Origin of the sequence: Rhodococcus sp. NPDC059968 (genome assembly GCF_042738615.1) — a bacterium.
Lineage (GTDB): Bacteria > Actinomycetota > Actinomycetes > Mycobacteriales > Mycobacteriaceae > Rhodococcus_F.
Genome location: NZ_JBHWUE010000021.1, coordinates 99,195 through 120,323 on the forward strand (window position 1 = coordinate 99,195; position 21,129 = coordinate 120,323).

20 protein-coding genes and 2 pseudogenes are annotated in these 21,129 nt (G+C 66.2%); 13 read left to right on the top strand and 9 right to left on the bottom strand.

All coding sequences use genetic code 11. From position 1 onward, the window contains the following. The first annotated feature begins 21 nt into the window (after positions 1–21). From ACFWAY_RS19150 to ACFWAY_RS19165, 4 genes and pseudogenes are all read left to right on the top strand, one after another. Positions 22–882: an LLM class F420-dependent oxidoreductase gene (locus tag ACFWAY_RS19150; protein WP_378511690.1), complete on the top strand. Its 861-nt coding sequence runs from the start codon at positions 22–24 to the stop codon at positions 880–882. A 42-nt stretch (positions 883–924) separates the two neighbouring features. Continuing rightward, on the top strand, positions 925–1,437 hold the full coding sequence (locus ACFWAY_RS19155; RefSeq protein ID WP_378511691.1) for a nuclear transport factor 2 family protein: 513 nt from the start codon (positions 925–927) through the stop codon (positions 1,435–1,437). 240 nt (positions 1,438–1,677) lie between these two features. Next, positions 1,678–2,001 (top strand): hypothetical protein, encoded by a 324-nt coding sequence (locus ACFWAY_RS19160; protein ID WP_378511692.1) that lies wholly within the window; start codon positions 1,678–1,680, stop codon positions 1,999–2,001. Positions 2,002–2,038: 37 nt separating this feature from the next. Next, a pseudogene (locus tag ACFWAY_RS19165) lies at positions 2,039–2,883 on the top strand (SDR family NAD(P)-dependent oxidoreductase). Between the two features lie 265 nt (positions 2,884–3,148). Here the strand turns inward: ACFWAY_RS19165 and ACFWAY_RS19170 are convergent. The 6 genes from ACFWAY_RS19170 to ACFWAY_RS19195 all read right to left on the bottom strand — a co-directional run bounded on the left by ACFWAY_RS19170 (position 3,149) and on the right by ACFWAY_RS19195 (position 9,241). Continuing rightward, positions 3,149–3,475 carry a hypothetical protein gene (locus ACFWAY_RS19170; RefSeq protein ID WP_378511693.1) on the bottom strand — a complete coding sequence of 109 codons (327 nt, stop codon included), beginning with the start codon at positions 3,473–3,475 and terminating at the stop codon, positions 3,149–3,151. Continuing rightward, positions 3,472–4,431 (bottom strand): nitrate/nitrite transporter, encoded by a 960-nt coding sequence (locus ACFWAY_RS19175; protein WP_378511694.1) that lies wholly within the window; start codon positions 4,429–4,431, stop codon positions 3,472–3,474. Before ACFWAY_RS19175 ends, ACFWAY_RS19170 begins: the two co-directional genes overlap by 4 nt. Before the next feature lie 337 nt (positions 4,432–4,768). Then, on the bottom strand, positions 4,769–6,232 hold the full coding sequence (locus ACFWAY_RS19180; protein WP_378511695.1) for an aldehyde dehydrogenase family protein: 1,464 nt from the start codon (positions 6,230–6,232) through the stop codon (positions 4,769–4,771). A 185-nt stretch (positions 6,233–6,417) separates the two neighbouring features. Beyond that, the gene (locus ACFWAY_RS19185; RefSeq protein ID WP_378455077.1) at positions 6,418–7,521 is read right to left on the bottom strand and encodes an NADH:flavin oxidoreductase/NADH oxidase; all 1,104 of its coding nucleotides are present in this window, start codon (positions 7,519–7,521) and stop codon (positions 6,418–6,420) included. Between the two features lie 32 nt (positions 7,522–7,553). After that, on the bottom strand, positions 7,554–7,955 hold the full coding sequence (locus ACFWAY_RS19190; RefSeq protein WP_378455076.1) for a cupin domain-containing protein: 402 nt from the start codon (positions 7,953–7,955) through the stop codon (positions 7,554–7,556). Positions 7,956–7,993: 38 nt separating this feature from the next. Next, a complete protein-coding gene (locus ACFWAY_RS19195; protein WP_378455075.1) occupies positions 7,994–9,241 on the bottom strand; it encodes an acyl-CoA dehydrogenase family protein in 1,248 nt (415 codons plus the stop codon). Positions 9,242–9,458: 217 nt separating this feature from the next. On the opposite strand from ACFWAY_RS19195, the gene ACFWAY_RS19200 reads away from it, so the two are divergent. From ACFWAY_RS19200 to ACFWAY_RS19210, 3 genes are all read left to right on the top strand, one after another. Next, positions 9,459–9,800, top strand: a complete 342-nt coding sequence (locus ACFWAY_RS19200) for a DUF485 domain-containing protein (RefSeq protein ID WP_378455074.1) — start codon at positions 9,459–9,461, stop codon at positions 9,798–9,800. Beyond that, positions 9,793–11,379, top strand: a complete 1,587-nt coding sequence (locus ACFWAY_RS19205) for a cation acetate symporter (protein WP_378455073.1) — start codon at positions 9,793–9,795, stop codon at positions 11,377–11,379. The genes ACFWAY_RS19200 and ACFWAY_RS19205 overlap by 8 nt, the downstream gene beginning before the upstream one ends. A gap of 113 nt (positions 11,380–11,492) precedes the next feature. Then, complete coding sequence (locus ACFWAY_RS19210) at positions 11,493–11,810, top strand: EthD family reductase (RefSeq protein ID WP_378455072.1); 318 nt, start codon at positions 11,493–11,495, stop codon at positions 11,808–11,810. Between the two features lie 16 nt (positions 11,811–11,826). Here the strand turns inward: ACFWAY_RS19210 and ACFWAY_RS19215 are convergent, their stop codons facing one another. Next, positions 11,827–12,690, bottom strand: coding sequence for an acyl-CoA thioesterase (locus ACFWAY_RS19215; protein ID WP_378455071.1), 864 nt, complete (start codon positions 12,688–12,690; stop codon positions 11,827–11,829). 188 nt (positions 12,691–12,878) lie between these two features. On the opposite strand from ACFWAY_RS19215, the gene ACFWAY_RS19220 reads away from it, so the two are divergent. From ACFWAY_RS19220 to ACFWAY_RS19245, 6 genes and pseudogenes are all read left to right on the top strand, one after another. Further along, positions 12,879–14,669, top strand: a complete 1,791-nt coding sequence (locus ACFWAY_RS19220; protein WP_378511696.1) for an acetyl/propionyl/methylcrotonyl-CoA carboxylase subunit alpha — start codon at positions 12,879–12,881, stop codon at positions 14,667–14,669. Between the two features lies 1 nt (position 14,670). Continuing rightward, on the top strand, positions 14,671–15,420 hold the full coding sequence (locus ACFWAY_RS19225; protein ID WP_378455069.1) for an SDR family NAD(P)-dependent oxidoreductase: 750 nt from the start codon (positions 14,671–14,673) through the stop codon (positions 15,418–15,420). Between the two features lie 55 nt (positions 15,421–15,475). Next, a complete protein-coding gene (locus ACFWAY_RS19230) occupies positions 15,476–17,041 on the top strand; it encodes an acyl-CoA carboxylase subunit beta (RefSeq protein ID WP_378455068.1) in 1,566 nt (521 codons plus the stop codon). Continuing rightward, positions 17,038–17,796 carry an SDR family NAD(P)-dependent oxidoreductase gene (locus ACFWAY_RS19235; RefSeq protein ID WP_378455067.1) on the top strand — a complete coding sequence of 253 codons (759 nt, stop codon included), beginning with the start codon at positions 17,038–17,040 and terminating at the stop codon, positions 17,794–17,796. Before ACFWAY_RS19230 ends, ACFWAY_RS19235 begins: the two co-directional genes overlap by 4 nt. Before the next feature lie 261 nt (positions 17,797–18,057). Then, on the top strand, positions 18,058–18,393 hold the full coding sequence (locus ACFWAY_RS19240; protein WP_378455066.1) for a WhiB family transcriptional regulator: 336 nt from the start codon (positions 18,058–18,060) through the stop codon (positions 18,391–18,393). A gap of 38 nt (positions 18,394–18,431) precedes the next feature. Continuing rightward, positions 18,432–18,670, top strand: a pseudogene (locus ACFWAY_RS19245) (DUF4193 family protein). 482 nt (positions 18,671–19,152) lie between these two features. Here the strand turns inward: ACFWAY_RS19245 and ACFWAY_RS19250 are convergent. Together ACFWAY_RS19250 and ACFWAY_RS19255 are read right to left on the bottom strand one after the other, a co-directional pair. Then, entirely contained in the window at positions 19,153–19,995 is an 843-nt protein-coding gene (locus ACFWAY_RS19250) for a mycofactocin-coupled SDR family oxidoreductase (protein ID WP_378455065.1), read from the bottom strand. Positions 19,996–20,400: 405 nt separating this feature from the next. Then, positions 20,401–21,012 carry a TetR/AcrR family transcriptional regulator gene (locus ACFWAY_RS19255; protein ID WP_378511697.1) on the bottom strand — a complete coding sequence of 204 codons (612 nt, stop codon included), beginning with the start codon at positions 21,010–21,012 and terminating at the stop codon, positions 20,401–20,403. Between the last annotated feature and the right edge of the window lie 117 nt (positions 21,013–21,129).

The following is a 21,129-nucleotide window of genomic DNA, read 5'->3' on the forward strand; positions in this document are numbered from 1 at the left end:
CACTTCAGTTAGGAACCCGTCATGGATGTGGGCGTAGTTTACTTCTTCACCGATCAGGGGCCGGACCCCATCGAGTTCGGGCAGGCCGCGGAAGGGTACGGATTCGAGTCCCTGTTCGTACCCGAACACACGCATTTCCCGGTGTCCCGGAAAACCGACTACCCGATCCCCTATGGCGGGCCCGAGCTACCCGGGTTCTACCTGCGCACCTATGACCAGATCGTCACGATGTCGATGATCGCCGCGCACACGCAGACGATCATGCTCGGCACCGGAATCTGCCTGCTCGCTCAGCACGATCCGATCGCCAAAGCCAAGCAGATCGCCACCCTCGACCACCTCTCCGGCGGCCGCGTCATCTGCGGCGTCGGAATGGGCTGGAACGTCGAGGAGGCCGAGGCACACGGCGTCGTCTGGAAGCAGCGCTACTCGACCGTGCGCGACAAGCTCAAGGTCATGCAGGCACTGTGGACGCAGGAGGAGGCGAGTTACGACGGGCCTCGGGCGTCCCTCGCCCCCTCCTGGGCGTGGCCCAAACCCGCGCAACCGAACGGCCCACGTACCTACCTCGGCGGCGGCGGCCCCACCACCATGCGGCACGCCGCCGAGTGGGCCGACGCCTGGTACGTCGTGCCCTCCGCAGAGGATCCGACTCTGTCGAAGACAGTGCCCGAGTTCCGCAGGGTCGTCGAGGAGTCCGGCCGTGATCCCGAATCGGTCGGCATCGCGGTGGCCTCGGCGCCGCCGGATCCTGCACTGCTCGAGAGCTATCGAGAATTGGGGATCGAACGGGCAGTGCTGTGGGTCGATCCGGCAGACGACCCGGGCGAGGGCATGCGCAACCTCGAGACGGTCTCCAACGTCCTCGCGCAGATCTCCTGACAAACCTTCCAGAACTCAACCCTCACAGAAGGACTCCAAACCATGAACACCACTACCGCGGATGTGAGCGTCGCCGAGCTCGCCGAGAGACTGACACGACTCGAAGACGTCCGCGCAATCGAACAGCTCAAGTACCGCTACGCCGGCTTCTGCGACAACGGCTATGACCCGGAGGGCATCGCCGGCCTGTTCGTCGAAGACGGCCGGTGGGTCGTGGACGGCGAGGGTGGATCCATGACCGGCCCCGAGGAGATCAAGGCGCACTTCCGGGCGTTGTCGGACAAGATCACCTGGGCTTTGCACTACATGATCGCCCCACGTGTGGAGCTCGCCGACGACGGCCAGAGCGCAACCGGATACTTCTACCTGCTGTGCCTGTGCACCATCGAGAACAGCCAGGACACCACCAAGAAGGACCCGGTCATCCTGACCATCAACTACACCGATCAGTTCGTCAAGCGCGACGGCACCTGGTATTTCCAGGAACTGCGTGGACGCACCCACCAGGTGTCGAACTGGGACCAGGGCTGGGTCAAGCAGCCCTTCCGCGACTGAGGCTGCGGCACCCATTCGGCCGCTCCGGCCCTCCCGAGCGAGACGGAGTTGTCAACGTGCGGGGCTACGGGGGTCACCTCCGTCGCCCCGCACAGCTGCGCGCCACATCCGCGACGGAAGTGGCACAACACCCTATCCGCCGGTCCGCTCCTTCCATCCATTCGACGGCGGGCCTCACGCTTTGCTGTCGGCCGCAGTCGAGGCTGATCACGCAGTGCAGCGCATTCGAAAGTTACCGCCATGCAGCCCAGTCGATTCGGAAGAATAGCGTCGACTGATATCGACGCTCAGGTCGAGCGTTACAAGCGACTACGGCGCAAGAAGCGGGACGGCGAACGTAGGAGGACGCGTCCTCTGGCGGAAACCGATGCGCACGCGATGGTTCGTGTGGCGCTGGCCTGGCTGCCCTACGGCGGCGTTCCGGCCGACGAACTGCTGGTGCATTTCGGACTGACAGAAGATCAGTTCGTCGCCGCACTCTGGCAGATCATGGCCGACGGTCACTGTGCTCGAGAGGATGCGCGGGACATTGCCGAGCATTACCCGCGGTCGAAGAACAACTGAGGAGCGCCGAGGCCGCACCGATCCGGTGCGTGGCGGCATGGGCGGCCGGTGCGACAAGTGGCTATGTATTCACTCACTAGACATACCCTGGGGAGGAAATTGTGATCGAACTGCGAGTGGGACGGGAACTCGTCTTGCCGATCGGACGGCGGTGATCACCGGCGGCGCGTCGGGTATCGACCGGGCGAGCGCTCTACGATTCGCGTGCGAGGGCGCTGAGGTCGTTGTATGGGACCTCGATCCGGTCAGGATCGATGCCGTGGTCGCCGCGATCCGCCAGGCGGGCGGACGGGCCCGCGGGGTGGCGGTCGATATCTCCGACGCGTCGGCGGTGGCAGCGGCGGCCGCCGAGACTGCGGCTGTTGCGGGAGAGGTGACGGTGCTGATGAACAACGCGGGTGTGCTCGACGATTACGCCCCGCTCCTCGACACAGACGAGGCGCTGTGGGAACGCATCATCGGCGTCATCTCAAGGGCATGTTCTTGGTTACCCGCGCGGTGTTGCCGTCGATGATTGCTGCTGGCGGTGGGTCGATCGTCGACACCGCCTCGGTCGCCGCGTTCATCGCCGGTGGCGGCGGTACTGCGTACACCAGTTCCAAGCATGGTGGCCTCGGGTTCACCCGGCAGATGTCGTTCGACTACGCCCACCAGAATGTGCGGGTGAACGCGATCGCGCCCGGTGCGGTGGAAACCGGGATGTCCAAGGACATCTTGTACAACGAGGATCTGCCGGTCGTCGAGGCGCTTTGTAGTGCGCCGGCCGGCCGGCATGCGCAGCCCGAGGAGTTGGCGAACGTCGCGCTGTTCCTGATCAGCGACGAGGCGAGCTTCGTGCACGGCGCGGTCTACGTCGCGGACGGCGGCTGGACCATTCGCTGACTTCCCTACTTCGACGACAAAGGGGGCTCGGACCGGATCCCGGTCCGAGCCCCCTTTGTCAGTGCTCGTCCCGTCATGCGAGGCATCTCGGGTGTTGTCGAGCACGACCCGCAGAGTGCGCGGGAGCGCTCTCCGGCTCCGGACTCGCCGCCATGGTGTGAACCGCCCGGAACCGGAGAGCGTTTGGGAGCCGACCCGCGAGGATGACGCAACGGCTGGTATGCGGTCTCACGGGTCGGCGATCAGGGGGTGGAAGGAGTGCGGCTCACAATCGTGAGCGGCGGGCGCACTCCACGCTCAGCAGGCCGAGGACTCCGATGGTGATCATGGCGTAGGTGGCGCTGCCGGTGGCGTCGATGATCAATCCGAGCATCGGCGCGGCGAGGACTGCTCCGACGTTGCTGACGGTGACGATGAGTCCGCTTGTCTGGTAATTGGCTTGGGGCTGAGACAGTTCCGCCGACCACGCCCAGTAGGTGCCGCCGTACAACGAGGCTGCCAGGAACATCATGCACAGGTAGATTCCGAGAGTGCTCGCGGGAATCCCGGGCAGGGCGACCACCATGATGCCGGCCAGACCGGCGCCGATCATGTTCGTCTGGAATCGCTCGCCGCGGAAAGCCGGTCCGACATCAGCCCGCCGATGGGGGCGGCGACGAGTTTGAACATGAAGGTGACGCCGATGATCGCCGAGGCCTCGAGCAGCGTCATGCCGCGGTCTTGTTCGAGGAACAAGGGCAGGGCGTAGGAGAGCCTGTAGAGGGTGATCGCCGTGCCCGCACCGTACAGCGAGGACCACCACACACGGGAGCTGCGCAGCGCCTCGGCGAGTGATCCCGGTTTGGGGAGCGCGTCGAAACGGGTCGAGTGCGGGCGCCGGAGTCCGACGGGGTCGGCGACCAAGGCGTCCATCGAGGGCACACCGGGGTGGGACTTGTGGAAGTCCTTGACGGTCAGCACGAACAACACCCCGCAGGCGATGCTCGGGAAAACGGTCAGCCACATCGAGGCGATCTCCCACGACATGCCGCTGTCGGTCATCAACGGTCCGGCGAACGAGGTGATGGAGAAGCCTACGCCGAGGAACCCCATCAGCAGGCCGGTCGCGAAACCGCGCCGATTCTTGGGAAACCATAAGGATGCGTGGGTGGCCAGGGACGCATTCATCACGCCGCCGCAGCAGCCCAGGAGCAGACGTAGCACGAGCATGCCGGCGTAGGACTCACCGACGACCGGAATCAACAGCCCCGAAACGACATTGCAGAGCAGGCCGATGACGACGATCTTCTTCACCCCGATACGGGCGGCCCACTTGCCGGCGAAAACCGGAACCACGCAGAACGTGAGCATCGACGCAGTGGTGAGCAAGGACAGTTGGGTGGCGTTGATCCCCCAGTCGTCCTGGATGACCGTGCCGAACACGGCGACGGTGTTCAGACCGATGAAGCAGCACATGAAACACAGCAGGCTGACGAGCAGGACCCACCAACTGTAGAGGGGCGCACGCGTGTAGGTCACACGCGCGCCGGTGAGCGTCGATGTTGTCATGACGTGGCTCCTGGTATCTGGATTCTCCGCCGACAAGGCAGGAGGCGCCGTCGGGATGGGTGGGGTGGACTGAAGTGCACACGGCACGTGGTGGATTCGACCGTGAATCGCACTCGGAACGGCCGGCATGCGGTGGCTTGGGATGGAACCGACAACCTTCAAACGAACGTACGTATGTTAGAGCTGTCTCGGTTGTCGTGTCAACGATCACAACGAGGCTTGCGTACCGGACCGGCCCACGGCGTTCGGGCGGTGGGAACGAACCGGATTCGGCCACAGAACGTGCAAACGCCCGGCTGATGCACCAGCCGGGCGTTTGCGGGGGCTTCGAACGGTGTCAGGCGAGCGAGACGGTGACCGCCTTGCTCTGCAGGTAGCCGTCGAGGGCTTCGCCGCCCATTTCCTTGCCCCAGCCGGACTGCTTGAATCCGCCGAACGGCAGCGCGGCGTCGAAGACGTTGTAGCAGTTGACCCAGACCGCACCGGCGTTGACCGCCTCGGCGAAGCGGTGGGCGCGACCGACGTTGCTCGTCCACACTCCGGCCGCCAGACCGTAGGTGGTGTCGTTCGCGCGGCGCAGTACCTCGGCTTCGTCGTCGAACGGCATAAGCGAAACCACCGGGCCGAAGATCTCTTCCCGGGCGATGGTCATGTCGTCGTCGACCCCGCCGAGCACGGTCGGCTCGAGGTAGTAACCGGGCTCGCGGGTCTGGGCACCACCGGCGATGATCTCGGCTCCGTCACTGAGTGCGCCCTCGACGAAGGTCTTGACCTTGGAACGGTGCTGGTCGGAGATCATCGGGCCGACCAGGACACCGCGCTCGGCGCTGGGGCCGATCTTGATCTCCGGCACCTTGGCGGCGATACGGGTCTGAACCTCGTCGTAGACGTTGCGCTGCACATACAGCCGCGACCCGGCCGTGCAGGCCTCACCCTGGGCATAGAGGACGGCGCCGAGCACTCCGTCGACGGCGAGGTCGAGGTCGGCGTCGTCGTAGATGACATTGGGGGATTTGCCGCCGAGTTCGAGAGTCAGCTTGCTCAGATTCGATGCCGCTGCGACGACGATCCTCTTGCCGGTCTCGACCGAGCCGGTGAACGCGACCTTGTCGACCTGCGGGTGGCCGGCCAATGGAGCTCCGGCGTCCGCGCCCGTTCCAGTGATCACGTTGACCACTCCGTCGGGCACACCGGCTTCGACGGCCAACTCCGCCAGGCGCAGCGGGGCCAGGGAGGCGAGTTCGGCCGGTTTGAGCACCACGGTGCATCCGGCGGCCAGCGCCGGGGCCAGCTTCCAGACCGCGGCGAGTGCGGCGCCGTTCCAGGGGATGATCTGGGCAACGACGCCGACCGGCTGCCGCCGGGTGTAGGAGAAGAAATCTCCGGGGTTCTGCCGCGACAGCGGGATCGTGCGTCCCTCGAGCTTGGTGGTCCACCCCGCCATGTAGCGCAGCAGGTCGGCCATGTTCGGCAGGTCGATGTCGCGGATGAACGCGAAAGGCTTTCCGCAGTCCTGCGTGTCGATGAGGGCGATCTCGTCCGCGTTGGCCTCGACGAGGTCCGCGAAGCGGTGCAGGATCCGGGCGCGGGCCTCGGCCGGCATCCGCCGCCATGGGCCGTTGTCGAATGCACGGCGTGCGGCCTGCACCGCCAGTTCGACATCGCGCGGGCCGCCTGCGGCGATCTCGGCGAGCTTTTCTCCGGTCGACGGGTTGAAGACATCGACAGTGCCGCCTTCGACCGGATCCACCCACTTTCCGTCGATCAACAGTTGATGACGGCTCGGGCTGGTCTCGGACATCTTTTCTCCTTCAGGTAGAGCTGCTCGGCGAACACACGAACGCTGGCGGCGATGATGCGGCCGTGGATGCCGCCCGGCGCGCGAGGAAGTCTCTGGACCCGGCACGCTTACCACATACGAACGATTGTTTTCTTACGGTACCGGGTGGGCACCCATCCATGTCAACGATCGCGCCCACCAGAAGATCAGGGGATGTTGCCGCGGTAGCGGGCCGACCGGTACGGAGTCGGCCAGTCGAGCGTGTCCTCGACGCCGAGTTCCTTTGCCGCCTTGAGCGGCCACATAGGCTCGCGCAGCAGGTTCCGTCCGACGAAAACAGCGTCGGCGGCTCCGTCGACGAGGACTTGCTCGGCCTGGGAGGAGTCGGTGATCAGCCCGACGGCCGCGACCGGCAGGGATGTTTCGTTGCGAATCCGGCGGGCGAACGGCACTTGGTATCCGGGTCCGACGGTGATCCTCTGCTCCGGGGTCAGGCCGCCGCTGGAGACGTCGACGAGGTCGATGCCGGAACCCTCGAGCGAGCGGATGAGTGCGACGCTGTCGTCGACGTCCCAGCCGCCCTCGGTCCAGTCGGTGGCGGAGATCCGCAGCAACAGCGGCAGCTCCTCCGGCCAGACCGTGCGGACCGCGGTCACGATCTCCCGCAGCAGACGGGCGCGGCGGTCGGGGTCGCCGCCGTATTCGTCGGTGCGCCGGTTGGTGATCGGGGACAGGAACTGGTGGAGCAGGTAGCCGTGTGCGGCGTGGATCTCGACCACCCGGAATCCTGCGGCCAAGGCACGGGCAGCGGCGTCTGCGAAGTCGGTGACCACCTTCCCGATGTCGGCCAGGGTCATTTCGCGCGGCACGGTCTGGTCCCCCCAAGCCGTCGCCGACGGGCCGACCGTCTCCCAGCCGCCTTCCCTGATCGGGACGGTGCCGTCACCCTCCCACGGAACCTGTGCGGAGGCTTTGCGGCCGGCGTGGGCAAGTTGGATTCCGGGGATCGATCCGTGCTCGGTGACGAATCGGTTGATGCGGGAAAAGGCCTCGAGTTGCGTGTCGTTCCACAACCCGGTGCATTTGCGGCTGATCCGGCCTTCCGGGCTGACCCCGGTTGCCTCGGTGAGTACCAGTCCGGCTTGTCCCTTGGCGAACGAGCCGAGGTGCACCAGGTGCCAGTCGTCGGGTATGCCGTCGGCGGCGGAGAACTGGCACATCGGCGCCACCCAGAGGCGGTTCCGGAAGGTCACACCGCGCAGGGTCAGCGGTGAGAACAGCCGTGTGCGATGAATGGTGGGTTGAGGCAACGCGAAACTCCTCGGGTCTGGATTGGTGGCGGTTATTCGAGCGTGGAGCCGGCGTTCGGGCCCTCGAGGAACCTGTTGGGGGTCAAGAAGAAGCACAGCACCAGGGCACCGTTCGGCGCGGAGGCCCGGTGCTGGTTACCCTGCGGTCGCCAGGAGAAGTTCCCGACGGTGGTCTCGCCTTCCTCGTCGACGATGCTGCCTTCGAGCACCCAGGTCTGTTCGATCCGGACGTGCTCGTGCAGCGGCAGGACGGAGCCGGGCTGCCACCGGAACAGGGCGGTGAGCAAGCCGCTCTCCTCGTCCTTGAGCAGCACCTTGATCTCGATGCCCTCGTACCCGGAGGGTCGCCAGGGCAGGGCGTCGACGTCGACGTAGCGCGAGGCCAGGGGCGGCAGCGCGTTCAGCTCGTCGGCGAAGGGGGTGATTGTGGGCATGGCGGTGTGCCTTTCTGGTTGCGGTGTGGGTGCGCCGGTCAGAACGACCGCGGCAGCCCCAGATGCTTCTCACCGATGTGGTTGCGGAGCATCTCGTTGGTCAGTGGGGCGAAGGTGTAGAGGCGGGCGTCCCGGAACAGCCGCTCCATGGGGTACTCCTTGCTGAACCCGGATCCGCCCATCAGGCGCATGCCTGCGTCGGTGACGGCGACTGCCGCATCGGAGGCGGCGACCTTGGCCATGGCGCTGAGGATGTCTGCGCGTTTGCCGGTGGCGGTGGCCTCGGCGGCCTGGAGCATCAGGGCGCGGGCCGCCTCGATCGCGATGGCGCCGTCGACGAGGCGGTGCTGGCCGGCCTGGAAGCTGCCGACCGGGCGCCCGAATACCTGCCGCTGTTGGCCGTAGTCGACGGCGGCTTCCAGAGCGCCGCGGGCGATCCCGAGTGCGGCGGCGGCAGCGTTGAGTCGTTCCCCGTTGAGGGTGCCCAGCACCTGCCGGAACCCCTGGTCGACGTGCCCCAGGACGGCGGCGGCATCCACCTCGACGTTGTCGAAGGTGATCTCGCAGGTGTCGAGGCTGTGGATGGCGAAGGTGTCGAGTTCTTTCACGGTGATGCCCGCGGTCTCGGTGGGGACCACGAACATGCTGATGCCGTCGATCGGAGAGGACTCGGGCGTCGAGGTTCGGGCCAGGACGATGAGGTTTCTCGCGTGCTGCGGACCGGAGATCCAGGTTTTGGCGCCGTTGAGGATCCACCGGCCGTCGTCGGTCTGCTTCGCCCGGGTGCGCATGACGCGGGCGACGTCGGTGCCGCCGTCGGGTTCGGTCAGCGCGAAGGCCACTCGCTCGCGGCCGTCGAGGAGGGGGGCCAGGACGGTGCTGCGTTGCTGGTCGGTGCCGTACTCAGTGAACAGGCCGACGCCCATGTACTGCACGACCAGGCACACCGCCATCGAGGTTGGGCCGGCGGCGAGCTCTTCGAGGACGATGATCTGAAGTCGAGGGTCGGCGCCGGTCGTGCCGTCGGCCTGGGCATCGAGTCCGATCAGCCCGGCATCTCCGAGGGCACGGTACAGCTCGAGGTCGAAGGCGTTGGCGTCGTCGAGCTCCCTGACCCGCTGCGGAGGTGCATACCGTTCGATGATCTCACGCACCATCTCGCGCAGATCCGCTTGCTCTGTGGTGTCCGGCAGGGTGCCGCTTCCGATCATGAGACTCCTCCGGCTCGGGGTGACGGCACCCTCGGGGCGCAAGGTGCGGCCGCCACCGTGCTGTGACCTGGTCACTCACTCACAATACAAACGAGCGCACGTTTTTCCAAGACATCGAAAGGTTCATTTTCCTGCCTAGACAAACAAACACCCGTTCGTATAACGTGTGTGATGCCCATTACAGAGGGCGTGCGGGCCGTTCGATCCCACACGCGACCCGGCCCCGCCCTCACTCGTCGTGAACTCGCGGTATACGCGCGAAAGACGGCACCGACCACGAGAAAGGGTGACCATGCCTCCCACCGAGACCGCTGTCGACTGGAGTCGGCTCTGGTCGGATCCGTCGATGCTCCGCCTACGACGTGACCGCCGCAGTTTCTTCACCGTTGCCTGGAGCGTTTTCACGGTGGCATTCTGCGCGCTCGTCGGCTTCGCCGCCTTCGCCCCGGAGATCATCGCGAAACGTCCCGTACCGGGGCTGAGCATCGGGTTGATCCTGTCCCTCACCTACGTCGCGACCGTGATGAGCCTCGGCGCCTGGTATGTGAGGCGCGCACGCCACTGGGATGTACTGGCCGCGGCCGTGCTGAGCGTGCCCGCCACCCGGGAGCGAGAGGTCGCGGGCAATGTCTGACGGATTCAACACCACCGCCGTCGTCGTCACGATCCTGCTGCTGGGCACGACCTTCGTGGCGACCTACTTCGCCTCGCGCCGCACGAAGACGTCGGCGGAGTTCTGGACGGCCGGCGGCGGTATGACCGGACGCAAGAACGGCACCGCCATCGCCGGCGACTTCCTGTCCTCGGCCTCCCTGCTGGGTTATGCCGGGCTGGCCTACCTCTACGGCATGGACGGCATCGTCTACGCGATCTTCGCGTGCGGGATCTTCCTGATGGTGATGTTCCTGATCGCCGAAAAGCTGCGTAATCTAGGGCGTTTCACGTTCGCCGACGCGCTCGCCACCCGACTGCGGTCCGGTCCGGTCCGCATCGTCTCGGCGATCTCGACGCTGTTCATCTGCGTTTTCTACCTCCTCGCCCAGATGGTTGCCGGCGGCGTGCTGATGGAGGCACTGGCCGGGATCGACTTTTCCTGGGGCGTGGTGATCGCCGCGGTCCTGATGCTGACCTATGTGCTCTTCGGCGGCATGCTCGCCACGACGTGGCTGCAGATCATCAAGGCCGTCGCCCTGATGAGCGTCGTCGCACTGCTGGTGATCCTGGTTCTCATTCGGATCGATCCCAACCCGCTCAACATCATCGAGCAGGCGATCTCCCAGAGTAAATTCGGCGACCACTACCTGGCCACCGGCAACTCCTTCAAGGGACCCTGGAACATCATGTCCATGGCAGTGGCCGTGACGTTGTCCGCGGTCGGCCTGCCGCACGTGCTGATGCGATTCTTCACCGTCCCCGACGCCATCGAGGCCCGCAAGTCCGCGATCTGGGCGATCAGCCTGATCGGCGGATTCAACGTCCTCATCGCGTTCCTCGGCATCTCCGCACGCGCCGCCCTCGGCGCCGGCGGGGAGGAAATCGCCGGCAAGGGCGGCAATCTCGCCCTACCCGCCTTGACCGTCTGGCTCGGCGGTGGAGACGGCTTCGCGTCCGACCTGCTGCTGGCGCTGGTGGTCGCGGTCTCGATCGCCACGCTGCTGGCGGTGTCGGCCGGCCTGGTGCTCAGCGCGTCGAGCACGATCGCCCACGACCTGTGGGCCAAGACGTTCCACCGTCCCGAAACCGAGGAAATGACGGTCGGCCGGATCGCGGCAGTGGCGTTGGTGATCGTCACCGTCGGTGTCACCCTCACCATCGGCGGCACCCAGAACGTGACCTTCCTGGCCACGCTGGCGACGTCGACCGCGGCCAGCGCGAACTTCCCCGTCCTGATCATGACGCTGCTCTGGCGGCGGATGCGTACCCTCGGGGCCGTAGTCGGGGCGCTGTCGGGTCTGCTGACGGCTCTGGCGCTGATTTTGACCGGTCCGCTGGTGTGGCCGAGTCTGGCTCCGCTGCTGTCGGATTCGTTGTCGACCACCGCTCCGTTCCCGCTGGCCTTCCCGATCCTGCTGTCGGTGCCCGCAGGATTCCTCGGATGCATCGTGGGCAGCTACCTCAGTCGCGAGCCGGCAAATGACGCTGCCTTCGACGAACTTCAAGTGCGTGCCCTGACCGGGGCAGGTCTGGACACGACGAAGACCCTCTCACACTGATCCCCTCACGGCGGCGTTCGACCGGAAGCTGTCATCTCCGGTCGAGCGCCGCTGTGCATTCCCGACTGGTCGCCGAATTTCTACCGGCGGCCGACCGACAGAAGGAGAAATGTATGTCCGTCAAGATCGTTGCGCTGATCACGTCGAAATCCGAGCTTTCTCGCGACGAATTCCTCCGGTACTGGAACGTCGAGCACCCCCAGTACGTCTGGAAGCTCCCGGAACTCGAGCGCTACGTGCAGAACCCGGCGATCGAGCATCGCACGGAGTGGGCGTACGACGGGATGGCGGAGCTGTGGTTTCCGTCGGTCGCTGCGGTGGCCCAGGCGTTCTCCTCGCCGGAGGCGGATGCGGTGCGCGAGCACGAGGAAGAGTTCATCGGGGACATCACCTGGTTCCTCGCATCCGAGTCGGAGATCGTGCCGGTCTGACGGACGTTCGTCGAGGTCAGGGTTCGCGCAGGATGCCTTCCTGGGAGGCCGTTGCGATGCGCGCACCCGCCTCGGTGGTGAAGTCGCATGTGCACAGGCATCGGCCGCCGGTGGCGATCGGGCTGATCTGTCGACACAGCATCCAGTCGTTCATCGAGAACCGGCGGTGAAACCACATCGCGTGGTCGATGCTGGCACCGGCGATTACCCGGTTGCCGTACCAGGAGCGCCCGTGCGGCATCAGCGCGGGATCGAGCAGCGTCAGGTCGCTGACATACGCCAGCAGCGCGGTGTGCAACAGCGGCTCGTCCGGGACACTGGTGGCCGCGCGCACCCAGAACCGCTGCTCGGGAATCCGGGTTCCGGCCGCGGCAAGCGCTTCTGGGTGCTCGAGAAAGCGGAAGTCGAAGGGGTGTGGTTGCGACCACCACTCCGGCAGCATCGCACTCTCGCCCTCGAGCCGCTCGTGCAGCGGCAACAGTTCGTCCGGTGCCGTCTCGGTCAGCGGCGGGGACCATTCGTGCTCGGGGCCGCTCTGATCGGTGGCGAACGAAAGCTGCAGGGTCGCCAGCACGTCGTCGCCCTGGGTGGCGGTTACGGCTCGGGCGCTGTAGGAGCGGCCGTCGCGCAGGATCGTCACCTCGTAGGTGACGGGCGCCGCCGGGTTCCCTCCCCGCAGGAACAGCGTATGCAGCGAATGCGGATACCGATCGGCGGGCACGGTCGCACCGGCCGCCATCACGGCCTGGGCGAGAACCTGTCCGCCGAAGAGCCGGGGAAGTTTGCGCGCCGCGGTCGGTCCGTGGAACCGGTTGTCCCCGGCGTGTGTCAATCGCAGAGCGTCGACCAGCAACTCGAGTTGTTCGGCAGAAGCAATCACCGTCCGCGCCCTCTCTGTCGTCGACCCCGCCCCACGGGCAAGGCGGGAACCATCGTTGACCATTACCACATCGGACGGTACCGTAAGCGAACGTACGATTGTTTGTCTAAGTGGCATGGTCTTACGAAGGCGACCCCACACCGGGGCGCTCATCGGCACAGGTATTCGAAACCCCAAGGAGTCCGGGCATGTTGTCCAAGGTCCTCGTCGCCAACCGCGGCGAAATCGCGGTCCGCATCATTCGCACGTGTGCAGAGGCCGGTGTAGCCAGCGTCGCCGTGTACTCGGAGGCCGACGAAAAGGCGCTCCACGTGCGCCTTGCCGACGAAGCGGTCCTGCTCGGCGCGGCCTCGGCCTCCGAGTCGTACCTGGCGATAGACAAGATCATCGAGGCCGCCGGGAGCACCGGCGCACAGGCCGTGCACCCCGGCTACGGCTTCCTGGCGGAAAACGCCGCGTTCGCCAAGGCCGTCGAGGACGCCGGGTTGATCTTCATCGGGCCCCCTTCCTCGGCGATCGAAGTAATGGGATCGAAGATCGCCGCCCGCGAGATCGCCGCGGAGGCCGACGTCCCGCAGGTCCCCGGCTCGCAGAGCACCATCGCCTCCCCTGCGGACGTGATCGCGTTCGGTGACGAGTACGGCTACCCGGTGGCGATCAAGGCCACCTACGGCGGTGGCGGCCGCGGCATGCGGACAGTCGCCTCGGCCGCGGACGCCGAATCCGCGTTCGCCTCCGCCAAACAGGAATCCGCCGCCGCGTTCGGTCGTGACGACGTTTACCTCGAGCGATACCTGTCCAGCGCCCGCCACGTCGAGGTCCAGGTCTTCGCCGACACCCACGGCAATGCGGTATGGATCGGCGACCGCGACTGCTCGGTCCAGCGCCGACACCAGAAGCTGATCGAGGAAGCGCCCGCCCCCGGCCTGTCCGACGACCTGCGCCGCGCGATGGGCGAGGCGTCGGTCCGCCTGGCCAAGAAGGTCGGATATGTCGGTGCCGGCACCGTCGAGTTCCTTGTCGAGGCCGACCAGGACCGCTACTACTTCCTGGAGATGAACACCCGCATCCAGGTCGAGCACCCGGTCACCGAGATGACCCTCGGCCTCGATCTGGTCGCCGAGCAACTCGCTGTCGCTGCCGGCGAGCCGCTGTCGATCACCGAGTCCGGTGCCGCCCCGCGCGGGCACGCGATCGAGGTCCGCGTCAACGCCGAGGACACCCGCGGCGCCCTGTTCATGCCCAGCCCCGGCCCGATCGCCACCGTGCAGGCACCCACTCGCGCCGGAGTCCGGTGGGACGGCGGCTACGAATCCGGCGACGAGGTCCAGCCGTACTACGACAGCCTGGTCGGCAAGCTCATCGCGTGGGCACCCACCCGGGACCGGGCCCTGGACCGGTTGACCCTCGCCCTCGACGAGCTGATCATCGACGGCGTACCGACCACCGTCCCGGCCGCACGACAAATCATTGCGCACAAGGACTTCCGCAATGTCGCCATGCACACCAACTGGCTCGAGCGCGACATCGACTTCGCCTCGCTGCTGCCGCCGGTCGAGGGCCTGTCCGACACCGATGCCGAGGACACCGAGGAGATGCTGCCCCGCAACGAGGTGTGGGTCGGTGACCGCCGCTACGTCATCCCGTTCTTCACCCCCGCCGGTCCGGCCGCTGCCGCGCCCGTCGCCGAGCCGCAGGCGCGCCGCACCGCGACCGGCGGCCCACGGAAGAAACGGGGCGGCGGCGCCGCGGCGAGCGGTGAGGCCAAGAGCCCGATGCAGGGCACGGTCGCGCAGATCGACGTCGAGGTCGGCGCCCAGGTCGAGGCGGGCCAGGTGCTGATGGTGCTGGAGGCGATGAAGATGCAGAACCCGATCCGCGCCGCCGTTACCGGTGTCGTCGAGTCCTTGCACGTCGAGGTCGGGCAGGTCGTCGCGGCCGGAGCATCCCTGGCCACCGTTGTGGCGGCAGGTGAGTGAGATGACCACACCCGCAGGGCCGCCGGTCGCGGTCGTCACCGGCGCCGGAGGCGGACTCGGAGCCGTCACCGCCACGGTGCTCGGCGAACTCGGCCTGGCGGTGGCCTGCGTCGACATCGACAAAGTTGCGGCCAAGCGCACCGCCACCGAACTCGGCAACAACGGGGTCACCAGCGCCGCCTACGGCGTGGACATCACCTCCGAATCGGCGGCCAGCTCGCTAGTCGACGCGGTGCACGCCGACCTCGGCCAGGTTTCCCATCTGGTCAACATAGCCGGCATCCTGCGCCGCACCCATCTCGCCGACACCACCGCCGACTCCTGGCGGCAGGTCATGGATGTCAACGTCACCGCCCCGTTCCTGCTCACCCAGGCCTTCGCGGACGATCTGAAGGCCGCCGAGTACGGGCGAGTGATCAACTGCGCCTCCTTCGCCGGCACCCGCGGCTACGAGTATCCCGCCTACGCCGCCTCCAAGGCCGCACTGATCAACCTGACCAGCTCCCTGATGTTCGACTTCTGGGGCACCGCGGTCACCGTGAACGCCGTCGCCCCCGGCGCGATGGTCACACCCATGCTCGACCGCCCCGCGGCAGAGCGGATGGCGGCCAAGACCCCGACCGGGCGCATCCTCGACCCCGACGACGTCGCCGCGGTCATCGGATTCCTCGCCGGCTGCACCTCACGCGGGGTCAACGGCACCACCACCGTGATCGACGGCGGCGCCTCCCTGCTGTTCAGTTACAAGTAGCGTCCCACACCGCTACAACCGAAAACCACTACCTCCCAAAAAGTTTGGAACGATCATGACTGACATTCTCGACGAGAAGACCACCGCAGCCCCGGTGGGACCGCACGAAGAACTCGACATCCGCCTCGCCGCCGCCCGGCTCGGCGGCTCGGAGAAGCAGCGCCAGAAGCAGATCGACGCAGGCAAGATGCTCGTGCGCGACCGGCTCGAGCTGCTCTTCGACAGCAGCTGGTCCTTCGAGGACGGCCTACTCGCCCGCTACGACGAGGGCCTGCCCGGCGACGCCGTCGTCACCGCGGTCGGCAAGGTCGACGGCCGCGACATCGTCGTCATCGCCAACGACTACACCGTCAAGGCCGGCACCTGGGGCAAGCGCACCTTCGAGAAGATCGTTCGCGCCCAGGAACTCGCCGACTCCACCGGCACCCCGATCGTGTACCTCTTCGACTCCGCCGGCGCCCGCATCGACGAGCAGTTCGAGAGCTTCGTCGGTCGCCGCGCCTGGGGCAACATCTTCTACAACCAGGTCCAGATCTCCGGCCGCGTCCCCCAGGTCTGCGCCCTCTTCGGCCCCTCCCCTGCCGGCTCCGCCTACGTGCCCGCGCTGTGCGATCTGACGATCATGGTCCGCGGTCACGCCACCGCTTACCTCGGTTCGCCGCGCCTGGCGCAGATGGTGACCGGTGAGGATGTCACCCTCGAGGAAATGGGTGGGGCGGAGATGCACTCGACCGTCTCCGGTCTGTCCGACGTCCTCGTCGAAGACGACGCGGAAGCCATTGCCGCCGTGCGAGTGTGGCTGTCGTTCCTGCCGTCGAACTGGCAGCAGGAGCCCCCGGTCACCGCACCGGCGGACCCGTCCGGTGCCCGGACCATCAAGGAGATCGTCCCCGAGGTCGAGTCCGAGATCTTCGACATCCACGAGCTGATCGACTCCCTCGTCGACGACAACAGCTTCTTCCCCTACAAGGACCTCTTCGCCCAGGAACTGGTCACCGGGTTCGCGCGCCTGAACGGACAGAGCGTCGGCATCGTCGCCAACCAGCCCACCGTCAAGGGCGGGGTGATCTTCCCCGACTCCTCCGACAAGGCCGCCCGGTTCATCTGGATCTGCAACGCCTACAACATCCCGATCCTGTTCCTCGTCGACATCGCCGGCTACATGATCGGCTCCGAGGTCGAACGTCAGGGCATCATCCGGCACGGCGCGAAGATGATCTTCGCCGTCTCCGAGGCCCGCGTTCCCCGCATCACGGTGCTGCTGCGCAAGGCGTACGGCGGCGGATACCTCGCGATGTCCGGTGCCCCGATGCAGCCGGACGCCCTGATCGCGCTGCCGACCGCCAAGCCAGCCCTGATGGGCCCCGACGCCGCCGTCAACGGCATCCACTACAACCGCATCCAGGCCATCGAGGATCCCGAGGAGCGCGCGGCGTTCATCGCCGAAAAGCAGGCCGAGTACGCCGCCGGCATCGACGTGTTCAAGATCGCCAACGAGAACGCCGTCGAAGCGGTCGTGCCCGCGAACGAGCTGCGCAACGAACTCACCCAGCGCCTGGCGCTCTACCGCAAGCGGGACCGCACCGCACCCGCCCGCCGCAACGGCGTCACCCCGGTATGAGCAGGCCGGTGCTCGCACCGCGAGGGGAAGGCCTCGTCGGAGTCGTCACCGGTGCGGGCACCGGGATCGGCCGCGCCTGCCTCGAGGTGCTGGCCGACCACGGCGCCCGCGTCGACGCGTGGGACCGTAGCGACGACGCGTTGGCAGATCTTGCCGGGCGTGAGGATGTCTCTGCCCGTACCGTCGATGTCACCGATGCGGCGGAGGTCGCATCCGCAGCATCGGCGGCGTTGAAGCAGTGGGGCCGCATTGATTTCGTGGTCAACTGCGCAGGCGCTTTTTTGGTCGGCCCGCTAGCCGACGTCAGTGCCGAGTCGGTGCGGGCGCTGTTCGAGGTGAACGTGCTCGGGACGACGGTGGTCACGCAGGCGTTGCTCCCGGCGCTCAAGAGCAGCCGGGGGTCCATCGTGAACGTGGCCAGCTCGGTTGCCCTCAAGCCGACCGCCAGTAACGCGCACTACGCGGCGTCGAAGGCGGCGGTCGCGCACCTGACCCGGTGCTGGGCCCTCGAGTTGGGACCTGAGGGGGTTCGGGTCAACTCCGTCGCTCCCGGACCGACGCCGACCGCGATCTACCGGACCGCCGGAATGAGCGCGGAACAAGAGTCGACGCTACTCCGCGAGCGGGCTGAGGCGATTCCACTGCACAGGGTCGGCGATCCCGTCGACACCGCCCGGTGGATCGCACGGTTCGCACTCGAGGACGACTGGACGACCGGCGTCGTTCTTCCGGTGGATGGTGGAATGGCGCTCTGACGCCGCGAGTCCTCACCATTCGCCTTCAGCACGAAATCCCGGGCCCTCACGACGAGGGCCCGGGATCCGGTGCCTCCCGTTCCCACCGATGGATGCAGTCCGACGAGAGCTTCGCTGTGATCCACCGCCACCCATGCCCACATCGAATTTCCGTGCACGAACGTCGGCGACCGACCCAGGCCCGCCAGCCGCACCCTTGCGTGCCCCACTCCGGCCGGCGGAGCATGTCAACGTTCGACTCCGAAAGCGACCTATCCCGCAGTGCCTGAGCATCCGCACCACCAGATCAACCTGGGCTGGCAGCATCGCGCCTCCTGCCGCGGCATCGACACCGAGAGGTTCTTCTCCCCCGACGGTGAACGCGGCCGCGGCCGCGCCCAGCGGGAGCACGCCGCCAAACAGATCTGCCAGGACTGCCGCGTGCTCGCCGAATGCCGCGCCCACGCCCTCACCACCACCGAGGCTTACGGCATCTGGGGTGGCATGTCCGAAAACGAGCGCGCCCGCCACACCCGCCGTTCGCGCCTCGCGACCCGATCCCGGGAGTGTATCGCGCCACCGGACCCTCGAACCGGGTCCGAACAGGTCATGAGGTAGAACAGTCATGGGCCACCCACTACGACGCACCGAGAGTCATCGAATCCGGCGAGTCGACGGACACGTCGCGCGAACAGCTGGCGGCCAGTAGAGAAGAAGCCCAGTCACCTGTCATGGACGTCGGGGACACCGACACCGCAGAGCCCTTCGAGCTGCCCGGCGCGGACCTGTCCAGTGAAGAATTTGCCGTCTGCGGATTCCGAAACTGTATGACGAATTCATCTGCACCAGTTGCATTCTGGTCCATCACCGCAGCCGTCTTACCGATGGCGACTAGCTGAGCTACCGGGACTGCGCACTTTGTGTGCATCAGACCCTCCGCGTGCCGGGCATCGATCGTCAAGCGGGCCACCAGGGGTGTACAGCGAGGCGAGAAAGATACGGGTCCGTCAGCCAGTGCGTCGAGAATCAGGTCGTAGTTCTCATCGGTAAGAAATCCAACTTCCTCTTGTCGGCGGCGGCAGCGTTACTGATGGCACCATCATGCGGTGGGCGAACCGACTTCAGCGCACAGGACAGGACCGCGCCCGCAGTTCGCGGCCCTTCGAGGACTGGCGTGAACGAAGTACTGCCCGCACCCCCGGAGTGTCGCCGAGGTGCGAACAGTACCTATGAGCCGCCTTCACGGAGCAGAGGCGAAGAGGCACGCGGAGGAACGCCCACTGCCCCTTCACCCCCGACGGAAACGTTTCGGGTGAAGGGGCAGCGGATGGTCTCGCGGTCAGGCTTACACCGCCTCGCCACGAAACCCGACGGTTTCTAGCCGCCGACCTTCTGACTTGCGCCGGCATCGATGGGCAGGTTGATTCCGGTGATGTAGCGCGATTCGTCCGAGGCCAGGAAGAGCACGGCGTTGGTGATGTCGATGGGCTCGACCCATGGGATGTTCGGGAGCGAGTGCATGGTGGCGAACGCGTCGCGGGAATCCTCGAGCGTCGGGTGCGCGAGGTCGGGGCGGAAGAGCCCGTAAAAGGTCTCGTTCTGCAGGAGCTTGGTGTTGACGTTCGTCGGATGGACTGCGTTGACACGGATTCCCTTCGGGCCCAGTTCATTCGCCAGCGTGTGCATCAGTCCGACGATGCCATGCTTGGCGGTGACGTAGTGACCGACGTTCGGGTAACCGTTCAGGCTCGAGGTCGATCCGGTGAAAATCACCGAACCCCCGTCGCCCCGCTCGACCATGTTCGGCACCGCAGCCTTGACGGTGTGGAAGACACCGGTCAAGTTGGTGTCGATCATGTCGTTCCACTGCTCTTCGGTCAGGTCCAGGACCTTGTTTGCCGAGATTATGCCTGCGTTGGCACAGACGATGTCGATACGGCCGAACTCGGCGAGGCCGTCGGCGACCGCAGCCTCCATCTGCTTCAGGTTGCGCACGTCGGCCTGCGCGATAACCACGCGGCGGCCCAGCTCCTCGACCAGTCGCGCCGTTTCCTTCAGGTCGTCGAGCGACGCCATCGGGTACGGCACACTGCCGATCTGGTCGGCGATGTCGATGGCGATGATGTCAGCGCCCTCTTTGGCCAGCCCAAGTGCGTGCGACCGCCCCTGGCCACGTGCGGCCCCGGTGATCAGGGCGACCTTGCCCTCCAAACGGCTCATTGAGTTTCCCAATCTCTCGATGTACGTCCCTGCCGATGTCGGCGGAGTAGTGGACCAACAAACGTACGTGCGTTTGTTTAATTAGAGTGTGATCTGAGCGACAGCAAATGTCAACCATGTGCACCGGATGAGGAAGGGACCACTCGCAACACGCCGTCAGGGGACCATCGAAAACGCGGGAAGTATTCTTCACCAAGGCATTACCGTTGCATCCGACGATCCATCGGGACGCGTCGCGCAGCGCTACACCTCGAGCGCGCGGCAGGTAGTCATCGATTGGCGCAGCCGGCAACCACGCACCGCGCGCCAAGCCACGGTCTGGGGATTCTCGGGTTGGCGTCGCGAGAGTTGGCGGCCCGCGCTCCGGCAGTGCCGGGGCGCGGGCCGAACAGAGATATGGCTAGGTCAGCTGGCGTTCTCGACGCCGAGCTGCCGCAGTGCCATGGTGATGTAGGTGTTGACGACCTTGTCGAGGGACTTGGGGCCGCCGGGTTTGTACCAGGACGACACGTGCGCACCCTGCGCCAAAATCGAGTACGTCTGCAGTTTGGCATCGAGGATGTCGGCGCCGGTCTCCTTGGCCACGTCCTTGACGAGCTTCTGCAGCAGACGCTCGTACTCGGCGCGTTTGGCAAGGACCAAGTCCAAGTCCCCGTCGCTCAAGGCGCGAAGTTCGGTGTTTCCGATGAACGTCTCCCGCGCATGCTCCGCGTGGTAGCGGATGTGGCAGTCGACCGCCGCCTTGAACCGGCCCACGGCACCGCCCTCAACACTGACGAGCGCGTTGTTCACGGCTTCGAGGAGTTCGTCTATGACCGACACCATGATGTCGGTCAGCAGCTCTTCCTTGCCGCTGATGTGGTTGTAGAGGCTGCCGACCTGGATGCCGACCTCACTCGCGACGGTGCGCAGTGATGTGGCCTCGTAGCCGTGCTCGTAGAACAGCCTGGCCGCGGCCTCGCGAATAGCGACGTTGGTGCGCGCGCCACCGCGTGTCACCCGAGTTGCTCGAGTCACTGTGCCCCTCCGAAGTAGATTGGACGGCTCCCAGGGGAGCCGGCGAGCGGTCTCGGGAACAATCGTACGTTAGTCGTTCCACATTTTCGTCGATTGCCGACCCGGCTGTTACCAGCC